Source organism: Novosphingobium aeonii (assembly GCF_052279045.1).
GTDB lineage: Bacteria > Pseudomonadota > Alphaproteobacteria > Sphingomonadales > Sphingomonadaceae > Novosphingobium.
The window spans coordinates 2,524,294-2,543,922 of sequence record NZ_CP176832.1; the positions used below are offsets into that span (position 1 = coordinate 2,524,294).

Here is a 19,629-nt window from a genome sequence, read left to right on the forward strand (position 1 = left end):
GGGACCAGTCAGGCTGCCTGGCGCTGGCCTTCGCCGCCCTCGAACCATTCGATCAACATGGTAAGCGTGTGCCGCAAGGTACGCTCCTGCTCGTCGAGACGGGCTTCCAGACGGGCCGCATGCGCGGCCGACTGCTCAAGCTGTTCCTGAAGCGCGGCGATGAGGGGATCATTGCCCGAACCTGCCGCAACCTCCTTCTCCCGCTCGGCGCGGGCGGCAAGTTCCAGCACGGCATGCTGAAGCTCGTCGATCTGCGAATCGCGTTCCGCCAAGGCTGTCTCGATAAGGGCGATGGCCGCCTTGGCATCGAGGGCTTCGGAATGGTGCACCGGCGCTGCCGCCACTTGCGCCGCGGGCACGCCAGGCGCTGCTTCCGCCGCCGTCTCTCGCGGGCTGACGAGCGCGCGGGCGCCATCCTCATCGAATTCGGCCAGCACTTCGGCCAGCATCTGGAGATCGATCAACGAACGCTTCTCAACCGCACCAAGCAGCAGCAGGCGGTTGACGATCTGGTTGATCCGGCGCGGGATACCGCCGGTCGCCTCGTGGATTTCCGCGAAGACGCGATGATCGAAGCCCGGATTGCCCTTCCAGCCGACGCAGTTCAGGCGATGCTCGATATAGGGCTGCACTTCGCGCACCTGCATCGCGGTGAGGTGATGGGTGGCGATCACGCGCTGGCGAAGCTGTTCGAGCTGATCGCTTTCAAGCAGGGTCGTGCGGAACTCCGGCTGGCCCAGCAGGAGCGTCTGCAGCAACGGATGCGAGCCGAGCTGGAAGTTCGACAGCATGCGCAGTTCCTCGATCGCGTCGACCGAGAGGTTCTGGGCCTCATCCACGATCAGCAGGCAGCGGCGACCGGCGCGCGCCTCGGCATGGAGAAAGCCCTCGATCGCCCCCAGCGCCGAAGCCTTGTCGTGCCCGGCGACCGGAAGGCCGAACGCTTGAGCGACGACGTGAACGATCTCCTCACCGTCAAGCGCGCTGGTGACGACGCAGGCAGCCGTGAGGCGCGCCGGGTCTATCGTCGCCATGAGGTGCGAGACCAGCGTCGATTTGCCTGCACCGACTTCACCGGTGATGACCACGAACCCTTCACCCTGGGCCAGCCCATAGCCGAGATAGGACAGCGCCTTTCGGTGCGTCACGCTCTCGAAATAGAAGGCCGGATCGGGCGTAAGCTGGAAGGGCCGGCCCTCGAACCCGTAGAATTGGTCGAACATCCCTGCTCTCCTTCGAAATCAGAAGCTGTAGCGCACGCCGGCGAGGGCGGACGCGGTCCAGTAGTCTTCATACAAGGCATCGTCACGGCTCACGCCGTCGAGCCCGAGTGCCACCGTCGCCCTGAGGCGGCGGGCCAGCATACGGTAATAGCCGAGTGTGGCACCATAACCGTTAACATTGCCGACCAGCGGATCGTTGCTGGAAAGCCAGTTCGCATAGACGCTCGCCGACCATCCGGCTTCTCTGCCGAGTTGGCCGCTGAGATAGGCCGAGAGCCACCAGTTCTGGTCGATCACCCCGTCAGCCGCAGCCAACACGGTGTTCTGCGGAGCGATGAAATCGCGGCGGTCGTACCCGCCACCGATCCCCGCATCGAGGCGGCCGACCCTGCGCGAATAGCTCGCCGCCACGCCGCGCCCGCGGAACACCGCCGATCGCACAGAGCCCAGCGCGCCCGAAAAGCAGTTGCTGCCGTCAAGCGAACTGACGCAGCCGCGCAGTTCGCCTGTCACGGGATCGCGCACGGCCACGAAGTCATCCGGCAACTGATCGAGCGCGCGGTTGAGCTGGCCGCCGAACCCACTGACATTGTCATAGACCGTGACGCTGAGCTGGCTGCGATCATCCGGCGCATAGGCGAGGTTGCCGCCGAAGCTGGTCGATCCATAACGACGGCCGAAGTGCGCCGAAAGCGAGGTGCGGCGGCTCGGCCGCCACATCACGGCCACGTCCCAGGTCAGGCCGCTGACGTCGTAGGCAAGTTCGCGCGGGACGCTCTTGTCGGTCTTGTAGCGACCGTCGCTGCCGATCACAGGGTTGCCATCGGCATCGCGCAGGGCATCGCGGCTGGACACTTCCACGTCCTCGTAACCGATGGCGCCCACCACCTGCACCGTGCGGCTTACCGGCACCGTCACCAGGGCCCGCGCCTGCATGTCCCGCACGCGCTGGTCGAGGTTGGAGATATCTTCCTGATAGAAGCTGCCCGCAGCGCCCAGCCCCACCGGTGCGATAACGTAAGGCGCCACGCCCGCCTCGATGTCGGCGATCTGCGTCACGCTCTTGTCGAAGACGTCGGCCGCCGCGCCGCCGGGTGTCGCGACGAAGGCGTCCGACTGTTCGACCTTGGTGAAACCGGCCCGGTAATTGGCCGCGAAATCGACATCGCCCGCGCGCGTCCTGAACGAAGGTCCACCGTATACCGAGTAGACGTTGGTTGCCCCCCCGTCGTTCGCCAGACCGGGCGAAAGCGCAGAGCCGCCGTTCTGAACCCGCGCCTGGGTTGCAAGCGCGCCTGCTTCCAGCGTCAGGCCCGGCGTGATCGTGGTATAGCCGCGCACGATGCCGCTGATGGCATCGCCATCGGCTGCGCGCTTGCTCCAGCCGATGTAGCGTTCATAGCGGACGGACGCCGACAACGCATTGTTGCGCCCGGATATCCCCGCATCGACGCCCGCCGCGAGCTGAGTATAGGTGAGCACGTCGTTGCCCGGAGAAAGCTGGGCATCGACGATCTGATCGATCTCGATATAGGGCGTCACCTCGATCCGGCGGGAGCCCTTGCCTCCGCGCTTTCCGGAACGATCCTGCCGCCCCGACGACGGAGCGGAGGCGGCGACTTCATCGGAACCCGAGCCGACCTGGTCATAGCCGATCGTCTGGGCCTCCACCGGCGCTGCCGCTGCCAGCGCAGCAGCCAGAGCGCCCAGGCCCAGCGGGGGCGAAAACACCGACTTCATCCCTTGTATCCGTAATAAGAGCCGAAGCGGCGGCCGCTCGGGCTGAAATGCGTACCATTGAGCAGCAGCTGGACGTTGGGACAGGCCCCCAGCAAAGAGATCGCATCTTCCAGCGCGCCCTGCCCGGTCCGGTCCGCGCGCACGATGACCACGGTCTGGCCGACGTATTTCGCCAGTTCGGCCGCGGGCGATGCCGCAAGGGCGGGCGGCGAATCGAAAATCACGATGCGATGCGGCGCGTTCTCGGTCAGCCTGTCGAGTATCCGCGCGGTTCGGGATGAGGCGATATATTCGCTGTCATTGATGGTCGCATCGCCCGCCGGCATGACCCAAAGCCCGGGAATATCGGTGCCGAGCACACATTCGGCGGGATCGATCGTCTCGTCCATCAATGCGTCCATCAACCCCGGACCGCCGGGAAGCCCCAGCGCGGAAAGGATCGAAGGCTTGGCGAAATCGGCATCGACGAGGAGAACCTCGCTTTCCTTCTCAGCCGCGATCGACAGCGCGAGATTGAGCGCGCAGTACGTCTTGCCCTCGCCCGGATGCGGCGAACTGATCAGCACGCGCTGTGCGGCGGCGCCTGCTTTCTGACGCCGCAAATCGGCCGCCTGCACCAGCAACTGCCGTTTGACGATGCGGAATTCTTCCAGAAGCGCGGTCACGGTGCCCTCCGGCACGATCAGCCCTTGCTCGCGCAGCAGTTCGCGATCGATCGGATGATGCTCACCGGCGAAGGCCGTGGGGGCCGGGTAAGCGGCTGCAACCGGCTCGGCTACATCGCGCGCTGGCGCTGGAGGGGGCGTTGGCGCGGCGAACGGCGGTGAAGCAGGCGAAGACACAGCGGGTGTTTCGGCAGCGGACGCTGCATCGTCAGCGGGCCTTGCGGAGACAACAGGCTCGGCCGGAAGCGGAACCGGCCGAGCGATCATGCTGTTGAAATCGAAATGTCCGGCAGCGCGTTCGATCAGCGATTCGCCGGGGCCGCGCTTTCTGGTCTGTCCGGGCGCGGGAATTTTGCTGTGTTCGGTCATTACCGTTCCTCAGGCCACCATGCCGCGCTGGATAAACTCAACCGCAAGCAACACCACGAACAGGCCGCACAAAGCCGCGCCGGCGCCGATGAAGTACTTGAGGCGGCGCTTGCGAAGCTGGCGCACGCCATCCGTGAGATTTTGCGAGATTGCGCCGAGCACCGGCAGCCCCGTCGCCCGTTCGAGACTCGCGGTCGTCGCGAAGACCGAACGGACCTTGCTGAGCGCAAAAGCACCTGCGCAGCCGCCCACGACGCCGGCGATCAGCACGCCGAACAGCAGCAAGGGCCGATTGGGGGCCACCGGCTTGCGCGGCGTCGTCGGCGGATCGACCACCTGGAACTTCACCGCCTCGCGGCCGGTCTTCACTTCGCCGCGCAGGCGCAGTTCCTCCCGGTCCTGGAGAAGCTTGTCGTATTGCTGGCGCAGGACGTCGTAGTCCCGATTGATGCGCTGGGCCTCGGTCGCAAGTTCGGGGTCCTGGATCGCGGAGGCCGTGAGCGAGGCTACGTCCGATTGCAGCGCCGCCTTTCGCGACGTCAGCGCCTGGACGTTGGCCTGCCGCTCGGCACGGATCGACTGGAGCGAGCTATAGGCGGGGTTCGGCGTACCCGTGCCGCTGGCCGCTTCCTGCGCTGCAGGACCGCGAAGCGCTGCAATCTGGTTTCGCGCCGCGATCACGTCTGGATGGCTGTCGGTCAGGCCGCGCGCGCGCATTCCGGCCAGTTCCGACTGGGCCTGCGCCAATGCGCCCGAAGCCCCGCCGGCAGTTCCTCCGGCGATCGTGCGGGGCGTACCGGCAAGCTGACCGTCGATCGCGGCAAGCGCGCTCTGGGCAGCGGAGAGATCCGCGTCGAGATCGCGAAGCTGCGTGCGCGAGCTTTCCAGCCGCTGCGCCACTGCTGCCCCGCCCAGCGCCATTTCGGGGTGCTGGGCCTCGAAAGTGGTGCGGCGCTGTTCCGCCGATTCAAGTTCCTTTTCGCGCTGGCGCAGCTGCTGGTTCACGAACTCCAGCGTCTCGACCATGTCACCGCGATCGCCCGACAGGTTCTCCTCGCGAAAAATGTCGATCAGCTTCTGCGCCACTTCACGGGCAAGCTGGGCATTCTCGGCATCGGAGAAAGAGGAATAGTTCGCGGTCGCAGTGATCTCGAACAGGTTGTCCTGCTGGCTGACCACGGACACGTTCTTGCCAAGGCCGAGAACCGTGGATTCCATCTGCTTGGGAGACTGGATCGTATCGCCCAGCCGCGTCCCGCGCACGACCTTCTCGAGGTTCACGGCGCTGGTCAGGGTTTGCCGGATGCGCTCGATATCGCGCTTCTTGTCGGCCACGCCGATACCCACCTGCTCGGCCAAGGCGTCATCGAGCTGGATGAAGATGCGGGCTTTGGATTCGTAGGAATTGGGGATCAGGGCCACCACCAGCCAGCCCAGCAGGCAGATCGCCCAGGCCGCCGCAAGCGCGATCCAGCGCCGGTGCCAGACGCTGTGGAGGGCGGCGAGCAGTTCTTCGTAAAGGCCGTTCATCGCGCCAATCCCATCTCGCGCCCGATCCTCAGAACATGCTTTCAGGGATGATAATGACATCGCCGGGGTTCAGCATGACGTTTGCCTTGCTGTCGCCCTTCTTGAGCAGATCGCCCAGACGCAGGGCATATTCCGTCTGCTTGCCTGCCGTCTTGTCGAAGCGGATCAGACGTGCGCGATTGCCCGCAGCATATTCCGACAGACCGCCCACCGCGATCATCGCATCCAGCACGGTCATGTTGGCGCGATAGGGAATGGAAGCCGGTTTCTCGGTCGCGCCGACGACGCGGACCTGCTGGCTGTACGTGCCGGCAAACCCGTCCACGATGACCGAAACCAGAGGGTCCTCGATATATTGGGAGAGCTGCAGGCGGATATCCTCCGCCAGCATGGCCGGGGTCTTGCCCACCGCAGGCATGTCCGCGATCAGCGGCGTGGTGATGCGGCCATCGGGCCGAACCTGAACCTTCGCGCCGAGTTCGGGGTTGCGCCAGACGAACACGGTGAGCTGGTCCAGCGGACCGATGATGTACTCCTCGCTCGGCCCCTCCTGCATCGCAACGAACTGCGCGGGCGGAAGCTGGGGGCCGGACGCAGGCCCCGCACAGCCGGTCAGGACGACGCTGGCAAGCGCAGAGGCAGCCAGGAGTCGGGTCGGACGGCGGTGCGGCATAAGCTCTTCCCTTCAGGCGCCGGCCTGCCGATCGCTGTTACGATGCGGCAAACGTGGCAAAATCCAGCCTGCGCTATCGCCTAAAAGGGTGAACATTGCGTTAGCCTTCACCAACCGATTGGCACCCGGTCCCGCATTGGGACAACATGCCTGTCGAATGCTAACCGTGCTTCAGACCAGCATTTCCAGTGCCGCCCCCTGCCCGAGGAACTGCGCCGGGCTCGCCGAGGCGCCGTAAGCGCCGGCACAGAACACCGCGACCAGATCGCCGACTTCGGCCCGCGGAAAGCCTCCCTTGTCCGCCAGCTTGTCCAGCGGAGTGCAGAGGCAGCCGACAATTGACGCTTCCTCCTCGACCGGCGCATCGAAGCGCGTGGCGATGGCCGAAGGGTAGTTGCGCCGCACCACCGTTCCGAAGTTTCCGGACGCGGCCAACTGATGGTGAAGGCCGCCATCGGTAACGAGGAAAACTTCGCCGTGGCTTTCCTTCCGGTCAATCACGCGAGCAATATAAACACCTGATTCGCCAACGAGATAACGGCCGAGTTCGATGCAGAACGCGGTCTCGCGCAGAACATCGGGCAAGCGCTCGAAACGCTCGGCCAGACGCTCGCCGACAAGGGCCAGATCGACCGGAGTATCTCCCGGGAAGTAGGGAATGCCGAGCCCCCCGCCGAGATTGCAGTGCGGCAAGGCCGTGCCGCTCTCTTCCGCGAGCCTTGCGGCCAGATCGAGCGCCTGCCCCTGCGTTTCCGCAATGGCTGATGCGTCCAGCGCCTGGCTGCCCGCGAATATGTGAAATCCGCGCCACTCCGCCCCGCTGGACACCACTTCGCGCACGAGCGCAGGCACTCGCGCGGCATCGATTCCGAACGGCTTTGCGCCGCCACCCATCTTCATGCCCGATCCCTTGAGATCGAAATCGGGGTTCACGCGAATGGCGAGGCGCGGAGTAACGCCAAGCGTTTCAGCGATTCCGATGGCGCGGCGGGCCTCGGCCTCCGATTCGAGGTTGAGCGTCACGCCGGCGCGGATTGCGGCGTCCAGTTCACGGTCACGCTTGCCCGGGCCAGCAAAGCTGACTTGCGCAGGATCGATGCCTGCCGCCCGCACGATCGCCAACTCGCCGCCGGAGGCAATGTCGAAACCGTCGACCAGCCCGTCCATCAGCGACAACAGGGGCGGGAAAGGATTGGCCTTCACGGCATAATGCAGCGCCAGCCGCTCCGGCATGGCCACCCGGATATCGGCAACGCACCTGCGCACGAGATTTGCGCTGTAGAGGAACAGGGGCGTATCCCCTGCCTGCTCCACCCAATCCGTAACCGGCCTGCCGCCCACCACCAGAACACCGCGCGCAGCTTCGAAGCCCGCCGGAATCGGACCGAGCGGCTTCATGCGCCTGCCGCCGCGAGTTCGGCGGCAAGACCGTTCCTGTCGATCTTGCCATTCGGCCCGACAGGCATTGAATCGCGCCAGTGGATCACTTTGGGTTGCATGAAATTCGGTAGTTCCTGCATGAGTTTACGCGGCAATTCCGAGGTTGTTTCGAAGCCCGGTGCAGCGCGGACAACCAGATGCACCGCCTGCCCAAGGCGCGCGTCCGGCACGCCCAGGGCAACGGCTTCAACCACGAGACCTGTCGCAAGCGCGGCTTCCTCCACCTCCTGCGGGCTGATGCGGTTTCCGGCGCTCTTGATCATGGCGTCACGGCGACCGACGAAATAGAGCAGCCCATCCGCACTGCGCCGCACCCTGTCACCGGACCACACCGCCATGCCGCCATAGTGGGAGCCGAGGGGCGCCAGCTTGTAGCGCTCAGCCGTGCGCTCCTGATCGTGCCAGTAGCCTTGCGCCACCAATGGCCCGCAGTGGACCAGTTCACCTTCCTCGTCATCGGCAGCGATAAAGCCCGCATCGTTGACGACCAGCACTTCCGCGTGCGGGATCGCCTTCCCCATCGAAGTGGGATGGCTGTCGATCAACGAAGGGTCGAGGTAAGTGGAACGGAACGCCTCCGTAAGGCCGTACATCGCGAAAAGGCGGGCACCGGGGAACAGCGCGCGCATCCTGCGGACGAGATCGACAGTGAGCGCACCGCCGCTGTTGGTCAATCGGCGCAGTTTTCCGGCCGTTTCACCCGGCCAATCCAGCTCGCAGACCTGCACCCATAGCGGCGGCACGGCCGCGAGCGTGGTGATCCCGTGCCGGCCCACCGCCTTCATGACATCGCGCGGCACCAGATAGTCCAGCGGAACCACGCAGCCACCGGCGTACCATGTCGAAAGAAGCTGGTTCTGCCCGTAATCGAACGATAGCGGCAATACCGCCAGGGTCCGGTCATCGGGAGCAAGACCAAGGTAGTCGGCCACGCTTTCCGCGCCCAGCCACATATTGGCATGGCTGAGCATCACGCCCTTGGGCCGCCCCGTGGAGCCGCTGGTGTAGAGGATCGCCGCCAGATCATCGGGATCGGCCTGCGAAGGCGCCAGTTCTCCATCCAGCATTGCAGCATCGGCCAGCGCCGCGGCTTCATCGACCAGACGGCAATCGGCAGGCACATCCGCTTCGGCAAGCGAGGCCAGCCGAGAAGGCGTGCCGATCAGCATGACCGCGCCGCTATCTGCCAGGATATGCGCGACCTGCCCATGCTTGAGCAACGGATTGACCGGCACATGCACCAGTCCCGCGCGCGCGGCCGCCAACGGGAGCAGGCAGGTCAGTTCCCCCTTAGCTGCCCATGAAGCGATACGCGCGCCTTTTGCCGGAACTTCCACTGCGAGCCACGCCGCAAGTCTGGAGACACGCGATCTTAAGGCCTTGTAGTCCAGCACTTCTCCGCGCAGCACCAGGGCCTCGGCCGAATCCTCTCCCCGAAGGGCGAGATGGTCGAGCGGCAGGATCGGCTTTTCGGTACTGCCGGGCATGACGGGGAAAGGCTCCGAAAGGGTTCGAACGGGACGTGGCAAAGGTCGATTATCACCGCGATCTTAAGCAAGTGCAATCGGACGGCCAGCTAGCGCTGTGGCTTTCCGAGGGCAACCAGCACGCCCCTTTCGACCGTATCGAATGGTTTCGGGCGCTGGCGGAGCATTGCGCTCCAGACGCCTTTATCGCCGCGGCGTGTGACGGCGAGGATTTTGCGGTACTGCCCCTGCAGGGAGCATCCGGGCACCTTCACGCACTGTCGAACTGGTATACCTTCCGCTTCCGCGCGCTCTGTTCAGACGCAGAACGGCCATTGGCGGTACTGGCGGGCGACCTTGCCGGAAAGGCCCGCCGCATCACGCTGAGCGGCGTACCGGACGAGGACGGCAGCGCCGCCCTGCTCGAACGCGCCTTCCGCAAGGCAGGCTGGCTCGTCCGCCGTGAGATTTGCGACAGCAATCATGTCCTGCCAGTAGCCGGTCGCAGCTACGCGCACTATCTCGCCTCGCGCCCCGGCAACTTGCGCACGACGCTGAAACGCAAGGCGGGCAAGCTCGAAATCGAAGTTCTCACCCGTTTCGATGCCGCAGCCTGGGCAGCCTACGAAGCGATCTATGCCGAAAGCTGGAAGCCCGAGGAAGGCAGCCCCGCATTCCTGCGCGCCTTCGCGCAAGCCGAAGGTTCTGCGGGACGACTGCGGCTGGGCATTGCGCGCTGCGGCGGACAGGCCATCGCCGCGCAGATGTGGACGGTCGAACATGGCACGGCATGGATACACAAACTCGCTCACCGGCAAGCGGCGAAGCACCTCTCCCCCGGTTCGGTCCTGAGCGCGGCGCTTTTCCGCCATGTGATCGACACGGACGGTGTCGAACTCGTGGATTTCGGTACAGGCGACGATCCGTACAAGCGGGACTGGATGGAATTTGTGCGTCCGCGATACCGGCTCGACATGTTCCGCCCCGGGTCTCCGCTGAATTGGCCTCGTCTGGGGCGTGATATCTTGCGGGCAGGGCTTGAGCGCCTTGCCGCAACCGCGAAGCGCGGCTAGAGGCGCGGGGTTAACGACAAATGCCCGAAGAGAGGGGCCATGCAAGACGAAACCGACCTGTTGCTGCGCCGCATCCTGACGGATGTGCTGGGCCTCAAGCAGGGACAAGCCGAGACGTTCGATGCCGATACCGGGCTGTTCGGGCATTTGCCCGAACTGGACTCGATGGCGGTTGCCGGCCTCCTGACCGAGCTGGAAGACCGGCTCGACATCATCATCGAGGACGACGAGATCGACGGCGAGATGCTGGAGACCTTCGGCGCCCTGCTCGAATTCGCGAAAGCCAAGCGCGCCACGGCGTGATTCGCGCTGGGGGAATCGCAGGATGACCCCCACGACATGGCCCTGCCCCCTGCCCGATGGCGGCATGGAAAAGGAATATGCGCTCGCGTTCGATCGCGGGCGGGCGCAGCGGGTCCTGATCGTTCCTGCCCTGTTCGACGAGGGCAATCGCATGCGCCGCCTCACGGTGGAGGTCATGCGACGCCTTGACCGCGCCGGGATCGACAGCCTTGCCCCGGACCTGCCGGGAACGAACGAGAGCGTGCTCGCTCTCGAATCGATAGGCCCGGCCCAATGGCGAACCGCGATGGCCGCGGCTGCCGCGCATTTCGGCGCAACGCACGTCCTCGGCATTCGCGGAGGCTGCCTGTTCACACCGAGCCTGCCGAAATGGCACTACGCACCGGTAAAGGGCGCCCAGATCCTGCGCTCCATGTTGCGCGCCCGCATGTTTGCAGACCGCGAGGCGGGACGCGAACAGACGCGGGAAGCCTTGACGGACATGGCCCGTACCGAAGGCATTATGCTCGCCGGATATCCATTGAACGCCGGGCTTTTCCGGGAGATCGAAACATTGGAGCCCAATCCCTCCGTACCCATCATCGAGCAGGAGCGGATCGGAGGTAGCGGCTTGTGGCTGAGAGCGGAACCGGATGAGGATGCGTCTCAGGCCGATGCGCTCGCCGCATTGCTGAGCGAGGCTCTGCGAGCATGACGCGGCGGCACTTCACTTTCCCCTGTGAAGGCTCGCAGCTCGCCGCGAGCCTTGATGAAGCGCCGGCAGACACCGGTCTGCTAATCGTGTCCGGCGGCAATGAAGTACGCGCCGGCGCGTGGAACGGGCAGGCCCGGCTCGCCGTGCGAATTGCTGCCGAAGGGTTTCCCGTGCTCCGTTTCGACCGGCGCGGCGTGGGAGACAGTGAGGGCGAGAACTGCGGCTTCCGATCGAGCACGCCGGATATCCGCGCAGCGCTCGGCGCATTTCGCGCGGCTTGCCCGCAAATGCGCCGTGTCGTCGGGCTGGGAAACTGCGACGCTGCCAGCGCACTGATGCTGGCAGAAGGCGCCGGGCTCGGCGCGCTGGTACTGTCCAACCCATGGACGATCGAGGACGAGGCCGGGGACGCTCCGGCCGAAGTCGTGCGCAGCCACTATCGCCGCCGGATGACCGATCCGGCCGCCATCAGGCGCCTCCTCACGGGAAAAGTTGCGATAGCCCAACTGATCCGCAGCCTCGTTGCCGCGTCGCGTCCGGGCGTGGCGGAACCTGCCGGTCTGGCGCAGGAAATGGCGCGCGGCCTCGCCGTATTTTCAGGTAGGGTGCGGTTGCTCGTCGCCGAAAGGGACCGCACGGGTCTCGCATTTCTGGCCAATTGGGACAAATCGGACACCCGCGTGCGCCGCTGTTCCGGCGCCACGCACAGCTACGTCGAGCCGGAGGCGCAGGACTGGTTGATCGGGCAAGTGCTGGACGCCTTGCGTCACGCCTAGTTGCGCAAGGCGTTCCTATCGAGAGAGGCCCGGGGGCTGAGCCCCGGACCTCTCCTATCTACAAAGTCAGGCTTCGACCTTCGCCGCTTCGGCGAAATCCCGCGCCGCAAGATAACGCTCGGCATCGAGCGCCGCCATGCAGCCGGTACCGGCAGCGGTAATGGCCTGGCGATAGACGTGATCCATCACGTCGCCGCAAGCGAAAACGCCGGCGATATCGGTCTTGGGCGTGCCCGGCTGGACGAGGAGATAGCCGGTCTCGTCCATGGCCAGCTTGCCCTTGAACAGTTCCGTCGCCGGTGCGTGTCCGATGGCGACGAAAGCACCGTCCGTAAGGATTTCGCTCTGCTCGCCGGTCTTGGTGTCGATCAGCGCAAGGGCGCGCAGTTCGCCATTTTCGCCTTCCATGAAGCGTTCGACGCGCTTGTCCCAAACGACGTTGATCTTCGGGTTCGCGAAAAGGCGGTCCTGCAGGATCTTCTCGGCGCGCAAGCTGTCTCGGCGGTGGATCAGGGTCACTTCGTCGGAATGGTTGGTGAGGTAGAGCGCTTCCTCGACCGCGGTATTGCCGCCGCCGATCACCACGACCTTCTTGCCGCGATAGAAGAAACCATCGCACGTGGCGCAGGCCGAGACGCCCTTGCCCGAAAGTTCCTGCTCGCCGGGGACGCCGAGCCACTGCGCCTGTGCGCCGGTGGCGATGACGAGGGTATCGCCCTCATAGATATCGCCCGAATCGCCGACAGCCTTGAAGATCGGGCCGTTGAGGTCAACCGAGGTGATGATGTCGTACATCATGCGGGTGCCGACATGGACAGCCTGCGCCTCCATTTCCTGCATCAGCCAGGGGCCCTGAATGACTTCGCGGAAACCGGGATAATTCTCGACGTCGGTGGTGATGGTAAGCTGGCCGCCGGGCTGCAGACCCTGCACAACGATCGGCTCCATCCCGGCGCGCGCGCCATAGATCGCGGCCGAGAGACCGGCCGGGCCGGAACCGATGATGAGCATGCGGGTCTTGTGCGTCGTCGCCATGTGAAAGTCTCCGGCGTGAATGTGTCGAATATCGTTGGGGCGCGAGATAGGGCCAAGCACCCCGGTTTGCCAAGCGGCAGGCCGCATAAGGAATATCTTGATCCCCGCAAATCCGCACTTGGCGGATCGGGTTTCCGCCTCGCGGCGGCGCGGAATACCGGTGCCCCCATTGACCTGCGCCGCGCCGGGGATCACGATTTCGGCATGAAAAGCCAGCTCGGACCGACCTCCAACCGTTTCATCTCGCAGCGCCTGCGGCTCAACTATGTCGACTGGGGCAACCCGGACGCGCCGCCGCTGATTCTCCAGCACGGCGGGCGCGACCATTGCCGCAGCTGGGATTGGGTGGCCGAGGAACTGCGACAGGACTGGCACGTGATCTGTCCGGATCTGCGCGGCCACGGCGATTCCGAATGGTCTCCCGAGGGCCACTACGGAATGGACGCCCTCGTCTACGATTTCGCCCAGCTCGTGCATACGTTGGGGCACGAGAAAGTGACCATCATCGCCCATTCGCTCGGCGGAAACGTCGCAACGCGCTTCACCGGCCTGTTCCCCGAGAAAGTCGAGAAATTCGTCAATATCGAAGGGCTCGGCCCGCCACCGCACATCCGCCGCCAGATGGAAGAGCGCGGGATCGGCGACCGGCTGAAACAATGGATCGAGGACAAGCGCCGGGCCTCCGGACGGATGCCGCGCAAGTACGCGACCCGCAAGGACGCCTACCAGCGGATGAAAGAGGAGAACTCCTTCCTTACCGAGGAGCAGGCACGCCATCTGACGATCCATGGCGCCAGCCGCAACGAGGACGGCACCTGGAGCTGGAAATTCGACAACTACGTCAATGTCTGGTCCGTATCGGATCTGCCGACTTCGGATGTGGTTGCCTTGTGGCAAGCCATCACCTGCCCCGTGCTCATGCTGTGGGGCAAGAACAGCTTCTCGCAGAGCCCGGCCGACGACGGGCGGATAGACTGGTTCCCCACGGCTCGGCTAGTCGAATACGAAGACGCCGGCCATTGGCTCCATCATGACCAGTTCAACAGGTTCATGGGTGACGTGAAGGCATTTCTCGCGCCCTGAACCCCACCCTGTTCGCACGGCCCCTCCAACCCATCGCAAGCGCGATTCCAGATAGACACCCTTGCAACCTTCCTCTTGCTTATAATAACCATGCTTAGTACCTGCGCGACACGACGAGTCTCGCCTGAAAGGCACTGGAAAAAGCATGAACGCCGAAACAACGATCGCGGCAGAGAACCAGATTTCCCTGCCCGTCCGCCCGGCCAGGCGTCGTCTGCGAAGGGTTCTGATGCTGGCTGGGCCGCTGGTCGCCTTGACGGGTGTGATCTGGTTCTACCTCGCCGGAGGTCGCTACGAAGAAACCGACAATGCGGCGCTTCAGACCGGCATGGTCGCGATCAGCCCCAGCATCGCCGGCACGGTCGTTTCCGTCGAAGTGCGGGAGAATCAGCACGTCCGTAAGGGTGACGTGCTGTTCCGCATCAAGTCCGGCAGTTTTGCAGCAGCGGTGTCGGAGGCGGAAGCCGAACTGGCCAAGTCCCGGACAGACGCGAGTTCGCAGCGGGCAGACTATCGCGAAGCACTGTCGCAGGTCGGCGCGGCAAGGGCGAAACAGGATTATGCGGCAAGCGAAGCCGCTCGCCAGAAATCGCTCATGGCAGAGGGAATTTCCTCTCGCGCGCAGTACGAACAGGCTGCAACCGAAGCGCGCACCGCCCGCGAAGGCGTCGCCGCTGCCGAGGCCCGAGCCGAAAGCCTTCGCGCCAGCCTTGCCGGCCTGATCGAGGGTGACACCTCAACCCTGCCCGAAGTGCGCAAGGCGGCGGCAAAACTGGACCAGGCGCGGATAGACCTTTCCGACACCGTCGTCCGGGCCCCGCAGGACGGCGTGGTGACACGCGTGAACCAGCTTCAGCCCGGTAACTACGTCACCCCGGGCCGCGCCGTTTTCATGCTAACCGGCGAACGTTTCTGGGTGCAGGCGAACTTCAAGGAAGATCAACTGCGCTACATGCGCGCGGGCCAGCACGCCACGGTCAGACTCGACGCCTTCCCCGACCGCGCCTTCAAGGGCCATGTCGAAAGTTTCAGCCCCGGGACCGGATCGAGCTTCGCGGTGCTTCCGGCGGACAATGCAACCGGCAACTGGGTCAAGGTCGTCCAGCGACTGCCGGTCCAGATCGCGATAGAAGAATCCGCAGGCGACCTTCCGCTCGGCGCGGGCCTGAGCGTCCATGTCGAAGTCGATACCCGCCATGAACGTCGCTTGTTCGCCGCCGATACACCGGCCGCGCCGGCACGCCGGCCTTGAGCCGGAACGGCGGTTCCGCGGTGCCAGCCATGCCCGCATCCCCCTATCCCACGCCGATGCGGCGTCTGCTGATAACCATCCCTTCGATGATCGCATCGACCATGGTTGCGGTGGACATCACCATCGCCAATGTCGCGCTGCCGCACATGCAGGCGAGCCTTTCAGCCTCGCAGGAACAGGTGCTCTGGGTGTTGACGAGCTACCTCGTTGCCGGGGCCATCGCCACGCCGCTCAGCGGCTGGCTGGCCGGGCGGGTAGGCCGCAAGAACGTCATGCTGTTCTCGGTAGCCGGCTTCACTGCCGCGTCAGCGCTCTGCGGGCTCGCCACGGATCTGCAGACCATCATTCTTGCCCGGTTTTTGCAGGGAGCCTGCGGAGCCGGGCTGGTCCCGCTCAGTCAGGCTATCCTGCTCGATATCAACCCGCCCGAGGATCATGCCAAAGCCATGGCGATCTTCGCGCTCGGCTCGATGGCGGGACCGATCGTCGGGCCCACGCTCGGCGGCTATCTTACCGATGCGATGTCCTGGCGCTGGGTGTTCTTCATCAACGTGCCTTTCGGCATCCTTGCCTTCATCGGCATGTCGATCTTCCTCGTGCGCCGGAAGAGCCGGGTGAAGACGCGCTTCGACCTGTTGGGCTTCGTCATGGTCTCGGTCGCGTTGACGTCGCTCCAGCTCCTGCTCGACCGGGGAGAGCATCTCGACTGGTTCGACTCCTCCGAAATCCGCATCTACGCCGTGGTTCTCGCTCTCGCGACCTACCTCATGGCCGTTCACATGGCGACTTCAAGGGATACCTTCATCCGGCCGCAGCTGTTCCGCGACCGGAATTTCGCGATCGGTTCGGTCTTCAGCATGATGATCGGTATAGTCGCCTTCGCCACGATCCCGATGATCGTGGTCATGACCCAGTCATTGCTTGGCTATTCCGCGCTCCAAGCCGGGTTCATCAGTCTGCCCCGCGCGATCGGCACGCTGATCTCGATGCTGCTGGTCACCCGGCTGGTGAAGTTCGTCGACACCCGCATCATCATCGTCACCGGGCTCATACTGATGGGCTGCGGGATGTTGATGTATTCTCACGTCGATCTCTACGTCGACCAGAGCACGCTCGTTCTGGCAGGACTGGTGCAGGGACTGGGCAGCGGGATGATCTTCGTGCCGCTCTCGGTGATCGTGTTCTCCACGCTCGATCCGGCGCTGCGCAACGAAGGCGCTTCGATGTTCGCACTCACGCGCAATGTCGGCAATGCCGTGGGCATATCGGTGATACAGTATCAGTTCGTCCACTATATCGCCGCATCACGCAGCGAACTGGTGCAGGGCATAAGGCCCGACAATCCCGTGTTCGACTACGCACGGCCAGGTTTCGACTTCGATTCGACCCAGTCCCTGACCCGGATCTACGGCGAGGTCGTCAGGCAGGCGACGATGGTCGGCGACATTTCACTCTTTCACATGGTGTTCGTGCTGACGCTCTGCCTCATCCCGCTCGTCCTGATGATGCGCGTGAAGAAGGCGAACGATGTCGACACCAGCACTCTTGCACTCGGGGAATAACGTGTTCCGCAAGGCCTCCGTCCTGCTACCGCTCCTGCTGACCGCCGCCTGCATGAAGGTTGGCCCGGATTTCGCGGCTCCGCCGCCGCCTTCTGCATCGCCGGGGTATGCTCAAGGCGCGTACCCCGGCGCAGTGCTGGGAGATGGCCCGCAAGCGGGCTGGTGGAACGCTTTTGCATCTCCCGAACTGGATAGCCTGGTGCAGCGCGCACTGGCCGGAAACCATTCGCTCGCCGCAAGCCGCGCGACGCTGGAAAAGGCGCGGGAGCGCATCGCCGCCGCTGCCGGTCGCCGCCTTCCGCAAGTCGATGCCAATGGGCGCGCCGAGTATCAACGCGTCAACCTCGCCGCCTTCGGCCTGTCCGACAGTTTTGGTGGCGCCGAAATTCCCAATCCCGAATTCGACCTCTACACTTTGGGGGCCGGGATCAGTTACGACCTCGACCTGTTCGGTCGCAACTCTCGTGCGCTGGAACAGACCAAGGCGCAAGCCGAAGCCGAGGGCCGCGCCACGCAGGCCGCGCACCTGCTCATCGCCGGGCGGGTGGTCGAACAGGTCCTCGCCATCGCCGCACTCAACGACCGCATCGCCACGGTGCGCCAGCTTCTCTCGGAAGACGAACGAAACGTTACGCTGACCGAGGCCAGGCGCAAGGGAGGGGACGGCACTCTGGTGGAAGTGCTCAGTGCGCAGGGCCAACTCGCCGAAGACCGCGCGAACATGCCTTCGTTCGAACAGCAGCTTGTCGAAGGGCGCGCCATGCTGGCCGTGCTGCTCGGAATATCACCCGCCGAACTCGGCCCTACTCCCTTCACCCTGCAGCAGTTCACCCTGCCCGCACGCGTACCCGTCGCCCTGCCTTCGGCGCTGGTTCACAAGCGGCCTGACATTCTTGAAGCCGAAGCACGGCTTCATGCCGCCATTGCCGCAGTCGGCGTGGCGACGGCCCAACTCTATCCCGACGTGACGATCGGCGCGTCGCTGACGCAGCAGACCTCGCAACCCGGACAGATCACCAGCAGTCGCTTCAATGCCTTCGATATTTTCGCGGGCCTCTCGGCCCCGATCTTCCATGGCGGCACGCTGAAAGCGGAAAAGCGCGGCGCCGAGGCCGAAGCACGCGGCGCATCGGCGCAGTACCAGCAAGTGGTGACGGAAGCTTTCGGGCAGGTTTCCGGGCTGCTTTCGGCGCTCGGCAATGACAACCGTGAATTCGCCGAACGACAGTCCGCTGCCGATCTGGCCGATCGTTCGCTCCACCTGTCACGCCGCAGCTTCAAGGTGGGCAACAGCGGCGTGCTGCAGGTTCTCGACGCCAACCGTGCCTATCAACGTGCACAGCTTACCCTGCTCGACACGCGCAGCCGCCAATACCGGAACGTGGCGCGGCTCTACGTCGCCACGGCGGGAGGCTGGGTGACGGACAGCAGCGAGAACTGACGCGGCACCCGGAGCCGGGCCGCTTTCGCGCTCAGGTAAGCAGGAAGTAACCGAGCCCGAGCCAGCAACAGGCGCAAAGGCCCACCGCGATCAACAACCCGCGAGCGTCATGGACCTGATCCCGCGATCCTGCGTCCTGCCCGGCATAGACCAATCCCGAACTGATCCCCATCTGCAGGCCAGCAAGCTGGTCCGGACGGCGTTCGAAACGGATAATTCCTTCTTCAGCGACCTTCATCAAGTCATCCCCACAAGACATCCCAACCAGCACGCGGCGGTTTCCCCGCCGGTTCCATGCCCGTCCGTCTTTTGGCGTGACGGCCTGGAACTGTTCGCGCATCGACGATGCTAACACCTTCCCCTGAGCTTGCACAGAGTACTCCCGCATAGACCGCTTGGAAAAGATGTTCCGATTCAGACCAGCCCTCCGCATGAATTTCCGAGCCATCATTGCCTTGCAAACACGACCTCAGGCCATATACGAACGAATACAGCCAAACCTGGAGATCATTCGAAGATGCGCCGGCTTCTCGCCATTCTGATCTCGCTTTTTGCGGCCTTCACGGCACTTTCGCCTTCGGCCATGGCGCAGCAGTCAGGTCCGCTCGTGCTTGCTGCGGCCAGTCTCCAGGAATCGATGAACGCCGCCGCGGATGCCTGGGTCGCCAAAGGCCATTCCCGACCGAAAATCTCCTTCGCGGGATCTTCCGCCCTTGCCCGCCAGGTCGAGGCCGGCGCCCCTGCCGACCTGTTCATCTCCGCGGACGAGCCCTGGATGGACGAAGTGCAGTCCAAGGGTCTTCTGCGCCCGAAGACCCGCGTATCGTTTCTCACCAACAACCTGGTGCTGATCGCCCCCGCCGGAAAGCCTGTGCGCATCAAGATCCGTCCCGGCTTTCCGCTGGCCGCCGCGCTCGGCTCCGGCCGGCTGGCCGTGGCGGACCCGAATGCGGTCCCCGCAGGACTTTACGCCCGACAGGCACTGACCCGGCTCAAGGTCTGGCCCTCGGTCCAGAACAGGCTCGCACCGGCCGAAAACGTTCGCGCCGCCCTCGCGCTGGTCAGCCGGGGCGCCGCGCCGCTCGGCATAGTCTACAGCACTGATGCGAAAGCCGAACCCGGCGTGCGGGTCGCCGATACGTTCCCCCCATCCTCGCACGATCCGATCAGCTACCCGGTCGCGGTTCTCGCCTCATCCCGACACCGCGATGCCGAGGCATTTCGCCGGTTCCTGATCTCCGCCGAAGGCAAGGCCGTGTTCCGCCGCTTCGGCTTCGGCACGCGCTGACGCACCTTTTCCGCTC

The 19,629-nt window shown here is 64.6% G+C and carries 18 protein-coding genes; 9 read left to right on the forward strand and 9 right to left on the reverse strand.

Annotated elements, in window-relative coordinates; translation table 11 throughout:
• Positions 1-8: 8 nt before the first annotated feature.
• The 7 genes from ACLIMP_RS12210 to ACLIMP_RS12240 all read right to left on the reverse strand — a co-directional run bounded on the left by ACLIMP_RS12210 (position 9) and on the right by ACLIMP_RS12240 (position 9,127).
• On the reverse strand, positions 9-1,223 hold the full coding sequence (locus ACLIMP_RS12210) for an XrtA/PEP-CTERM system-associated ATPase (protein ID WP_324695701.1): 1,215 nt from the start codon (positions 1,221-1,223) through the stop codon (positions 9-11).
• An 18-nt stretch (positions 1,224-1,241) separates the two neighbouring features.
• Positions 1,242-2,963, reverse strand: a complete 1,722-nt coding sequence (locus ACLIMP_RS12215; RefSeq protein WP_324695703.1) for a preprotein translocase subunit YajC — start codon at positions 2,961-2,963, stop codon at positions 1,242-1,244.
• The gene (locus tag ACLIMP_RS12220; RefSeq protein ID WP_443477877.1) at positions 2,960-3,997 is read right to left on the reverse strand and encodes a P-loop NTPase family protein; all 1,038 of its coding nucleotides are present in this window, start codon (positions 3,995-3,997) and stop codon (positions 2,960-2,962) included. Before ACLIMP_RS12220 ends, ACLIMP_RS12215 begins: the two co-directional genes overlap by 4 nt.
• Before the next feature lie 9 nt (positions 3,998-4,006).
• Complete coding sequence (locus tag ACLIMP_RS12225; RefSeq protein WP_324695707.1) at positions 4,007-5,527, reverse strand: XrtA system polysaccharide chain length determinant; 1,521 nt, start codon at positions 5,525-5,527, stop codon at positions 4,007-4,009.
• Positions 5,528-5,555: 28 nt separating this feature from the next.
• On the reverse strand, positions 5,556-6,200 hold the full coding sequence (locus ACLIMP_RS12230; protein WP_054438768.1) for an XrtA/PEP-CTERM system exopolysaccharide export protein: 645 nt from the start codon (positions 6,198-6,200) through the stop codon (positions 5,556-5,558).
• A gap of 171 nt (positions 6,201-6,371) precedes the next feature.
• Positions 6,372-7,598 carry a pyridoxal-dependent decarboxylase, exosortase A system-associated gene (locus ACLIMP_RS12235; protein ID WP_324695710.1) on the reverse strand — a complete coding sequence of 409 codons (1,227 nt, stop codon included), beginning with the start codon at positions 7,596-7,598 and terminating at the stop codon, positions 6,372-6,374.
• Positions 7,595-9,127, reverse strand: coding sequence for an acyl-CoA ligase (AMP-forming), exosortase A system-associated (locus ACLIMP_RS12240; RefSeq protein WP_324695712.1), 1,533 nt, complete (start codon positions 9,125-9,127; stop codon positions 7,595-7,597). The genes ACLIMP_RS12235 and ACLIMP_RS12240 overlap by 4 nt, the downstream gene beginning before the upstream one ends.
• A gap of 35 nt (positions 9,128-9,162) precedes the next feature.
• Between ACLIMP_RS12240 and ACLIMP_RS12245 the strand changes: the two genes are divergently transcribed.
• From ACLIMP_RS12245 to ACLIMP_RS12260, 4 genes are read left to right on the forward strand one after another with little or no spacing between them, the layout of a single operon-like run.
• On the forward strand, positions 9,163-10,179 hold the full coding sequence (locus tag ACLIMP_RS12245) for a GNAT family N-acetyltransferase (protein ID WP_324695714.1): 1,017 nt from the start codon (positions 9,163-9,165) through the stop codon (positions 10,177-10,179).
• A gap of 39 nt (positions 10,180-10,218) precedes the next feature.
• Positions 10,219-10,482, forward strand: a complete 264-nt coding sequence (locus ACLIMP_RS12250; RefSeq protein ID WP_054438776.1) for a phosphopantetheine-binding protein — start codon at positions 10,219-10,221, stop codon at positions 10,480-10,482.
• 22 nt (positions 10,483-10,504) lie between these two features.
• Positions 10,505-11,176 (forward strand): alpha/beta hydrolase family protein, encoded by a 672-nt coding sequence (locus ACLIMP_RS12255; RefSeq protein ID WP_324695717.1) that lies wholly within the window; start codon positions 10,505-10,507, stop codon positions 11,174-11,176.
• The gene (locus ACLIMP_RS12260) at positions 11,173-11,952 is read left to right on the forward strand and encodes a hydrolase 1, exosortase A system-associated (RefSeq protein ID WP_324695719.1); all 780 of its coding nucleotides are present in this window, start codon (positions 11,173-11,175) and stop codon (positions 11,950-11,952) included. The genes ACLIMP_RS12255 and ACLIMP_RS12260 overlap by 4 nt, the downstream gene beginning before the upstream one ends.
• Positions 11,953-12,018: 66 nt before the next feature.
• On the opposite strand, the gene trxB is transcribed toward ACLIMP_RS12260, so the two are convergent.
• Complete coding sequence (gene trxB / locus ACLIMP_RS12265) at positions 12,019-12,987, reverse strand: thioredoxin-disulfide reductase (protein ID WP_324695721.1); 969 nt, start codon at positions 12,985-12,987, stop codon at positions 12,019-12,021.
• 204 nt (positions 12,988-13,191) lie between these two features.
• On the opposite strand from trxB, the gene ACLIMP_RS12270 reads away from it, so the two are divergent.
• The 4 genes from ACLIMP_RS12270 (at position 13,192) to ACLIMP_RS12285 (ending at position 18,325) form a co-directional block, all read left to right on the forward strand.
• Complete coding sequence (locus ACLIMP_RS12270; protein WP_324695723.1) at positions 13,192-14,070, forward strand: alpha/beta fold hydrolase; 879 nt, start codon at positions 13,192-13,194, stop codon at positions 14,068-14,070.
• 145 nt (positions 14,071-14,215) lie between these two features.
• Positions 14,216-15,322, forward strand: a complete 1,107-nt coding sequence (locus tag ACLIMP_RS12275) for an HlyD family secretion protein (RefSeq protein WP_324695725.1) — start codon at positions 14,216-14,218, stop codon at positions 15,320-15,322.
• Between the two features lie 29 nt (positions 15,323-15,351).
• On the forward strand, positions 15,352-16,884 hold the full coding sequence (locus ACLIMP_RS12280; protein ID WP_324695727.1) for a DHA2 family efflux MFS transporter permease subunit: 1,533 nt from the start codon (positions 15,352-15,354) through the stop codon (positions 16,882-16,884).
• A gap of 1 nt (position 16,885) precedes the next feature.
• Positions 16,886-18,325, forward strand: coding sequence for an efflux transporter outer membrane subunit (locus tag ACLIMP_RS12285; protein WP_324695729.1), 1,440 nt, complete (start codon positions 16,886-16,888; stop codon positions 18,323-18,325).
• A 31-nt stretch (positions 18,326-18,356) separates the two neighbouring features.
• Here the strand turns inward: ACLIMP_RS12285 and ACLIMP_RS12290 are convergent, their stop codons facing one another.
• Positions 18,357-18,563: a hypothetical protein gene (locus ACLIMP_RS12290; protein ID WP_324695731.1), complete on the reverse strand. Its 207-nt coding sequence runs from the start codon at positions 18,561-18,563 to the stop codon at positions 18,357-18,359.
• 279 nt (positions 18,564-18,842) lie between these two features.
• On the opposite strand from ACLIMP_RS12290, the gene modA reads away from it, so the two are divergent.
• Positions 18,843-19,613, forward strand: a complete 771-nt coding sequence (modA, locus tag ACLIMP_RS12295) for a molybdate ABC transporter substrate-binding protein (protein WP_324695733.1) — start codon at positions 18,843-18,845, stop codon at positions 19,611-19,613.
• The last annotated feature ends 16 nt before the right edge of the window (positions 19,614-19,629 follow it).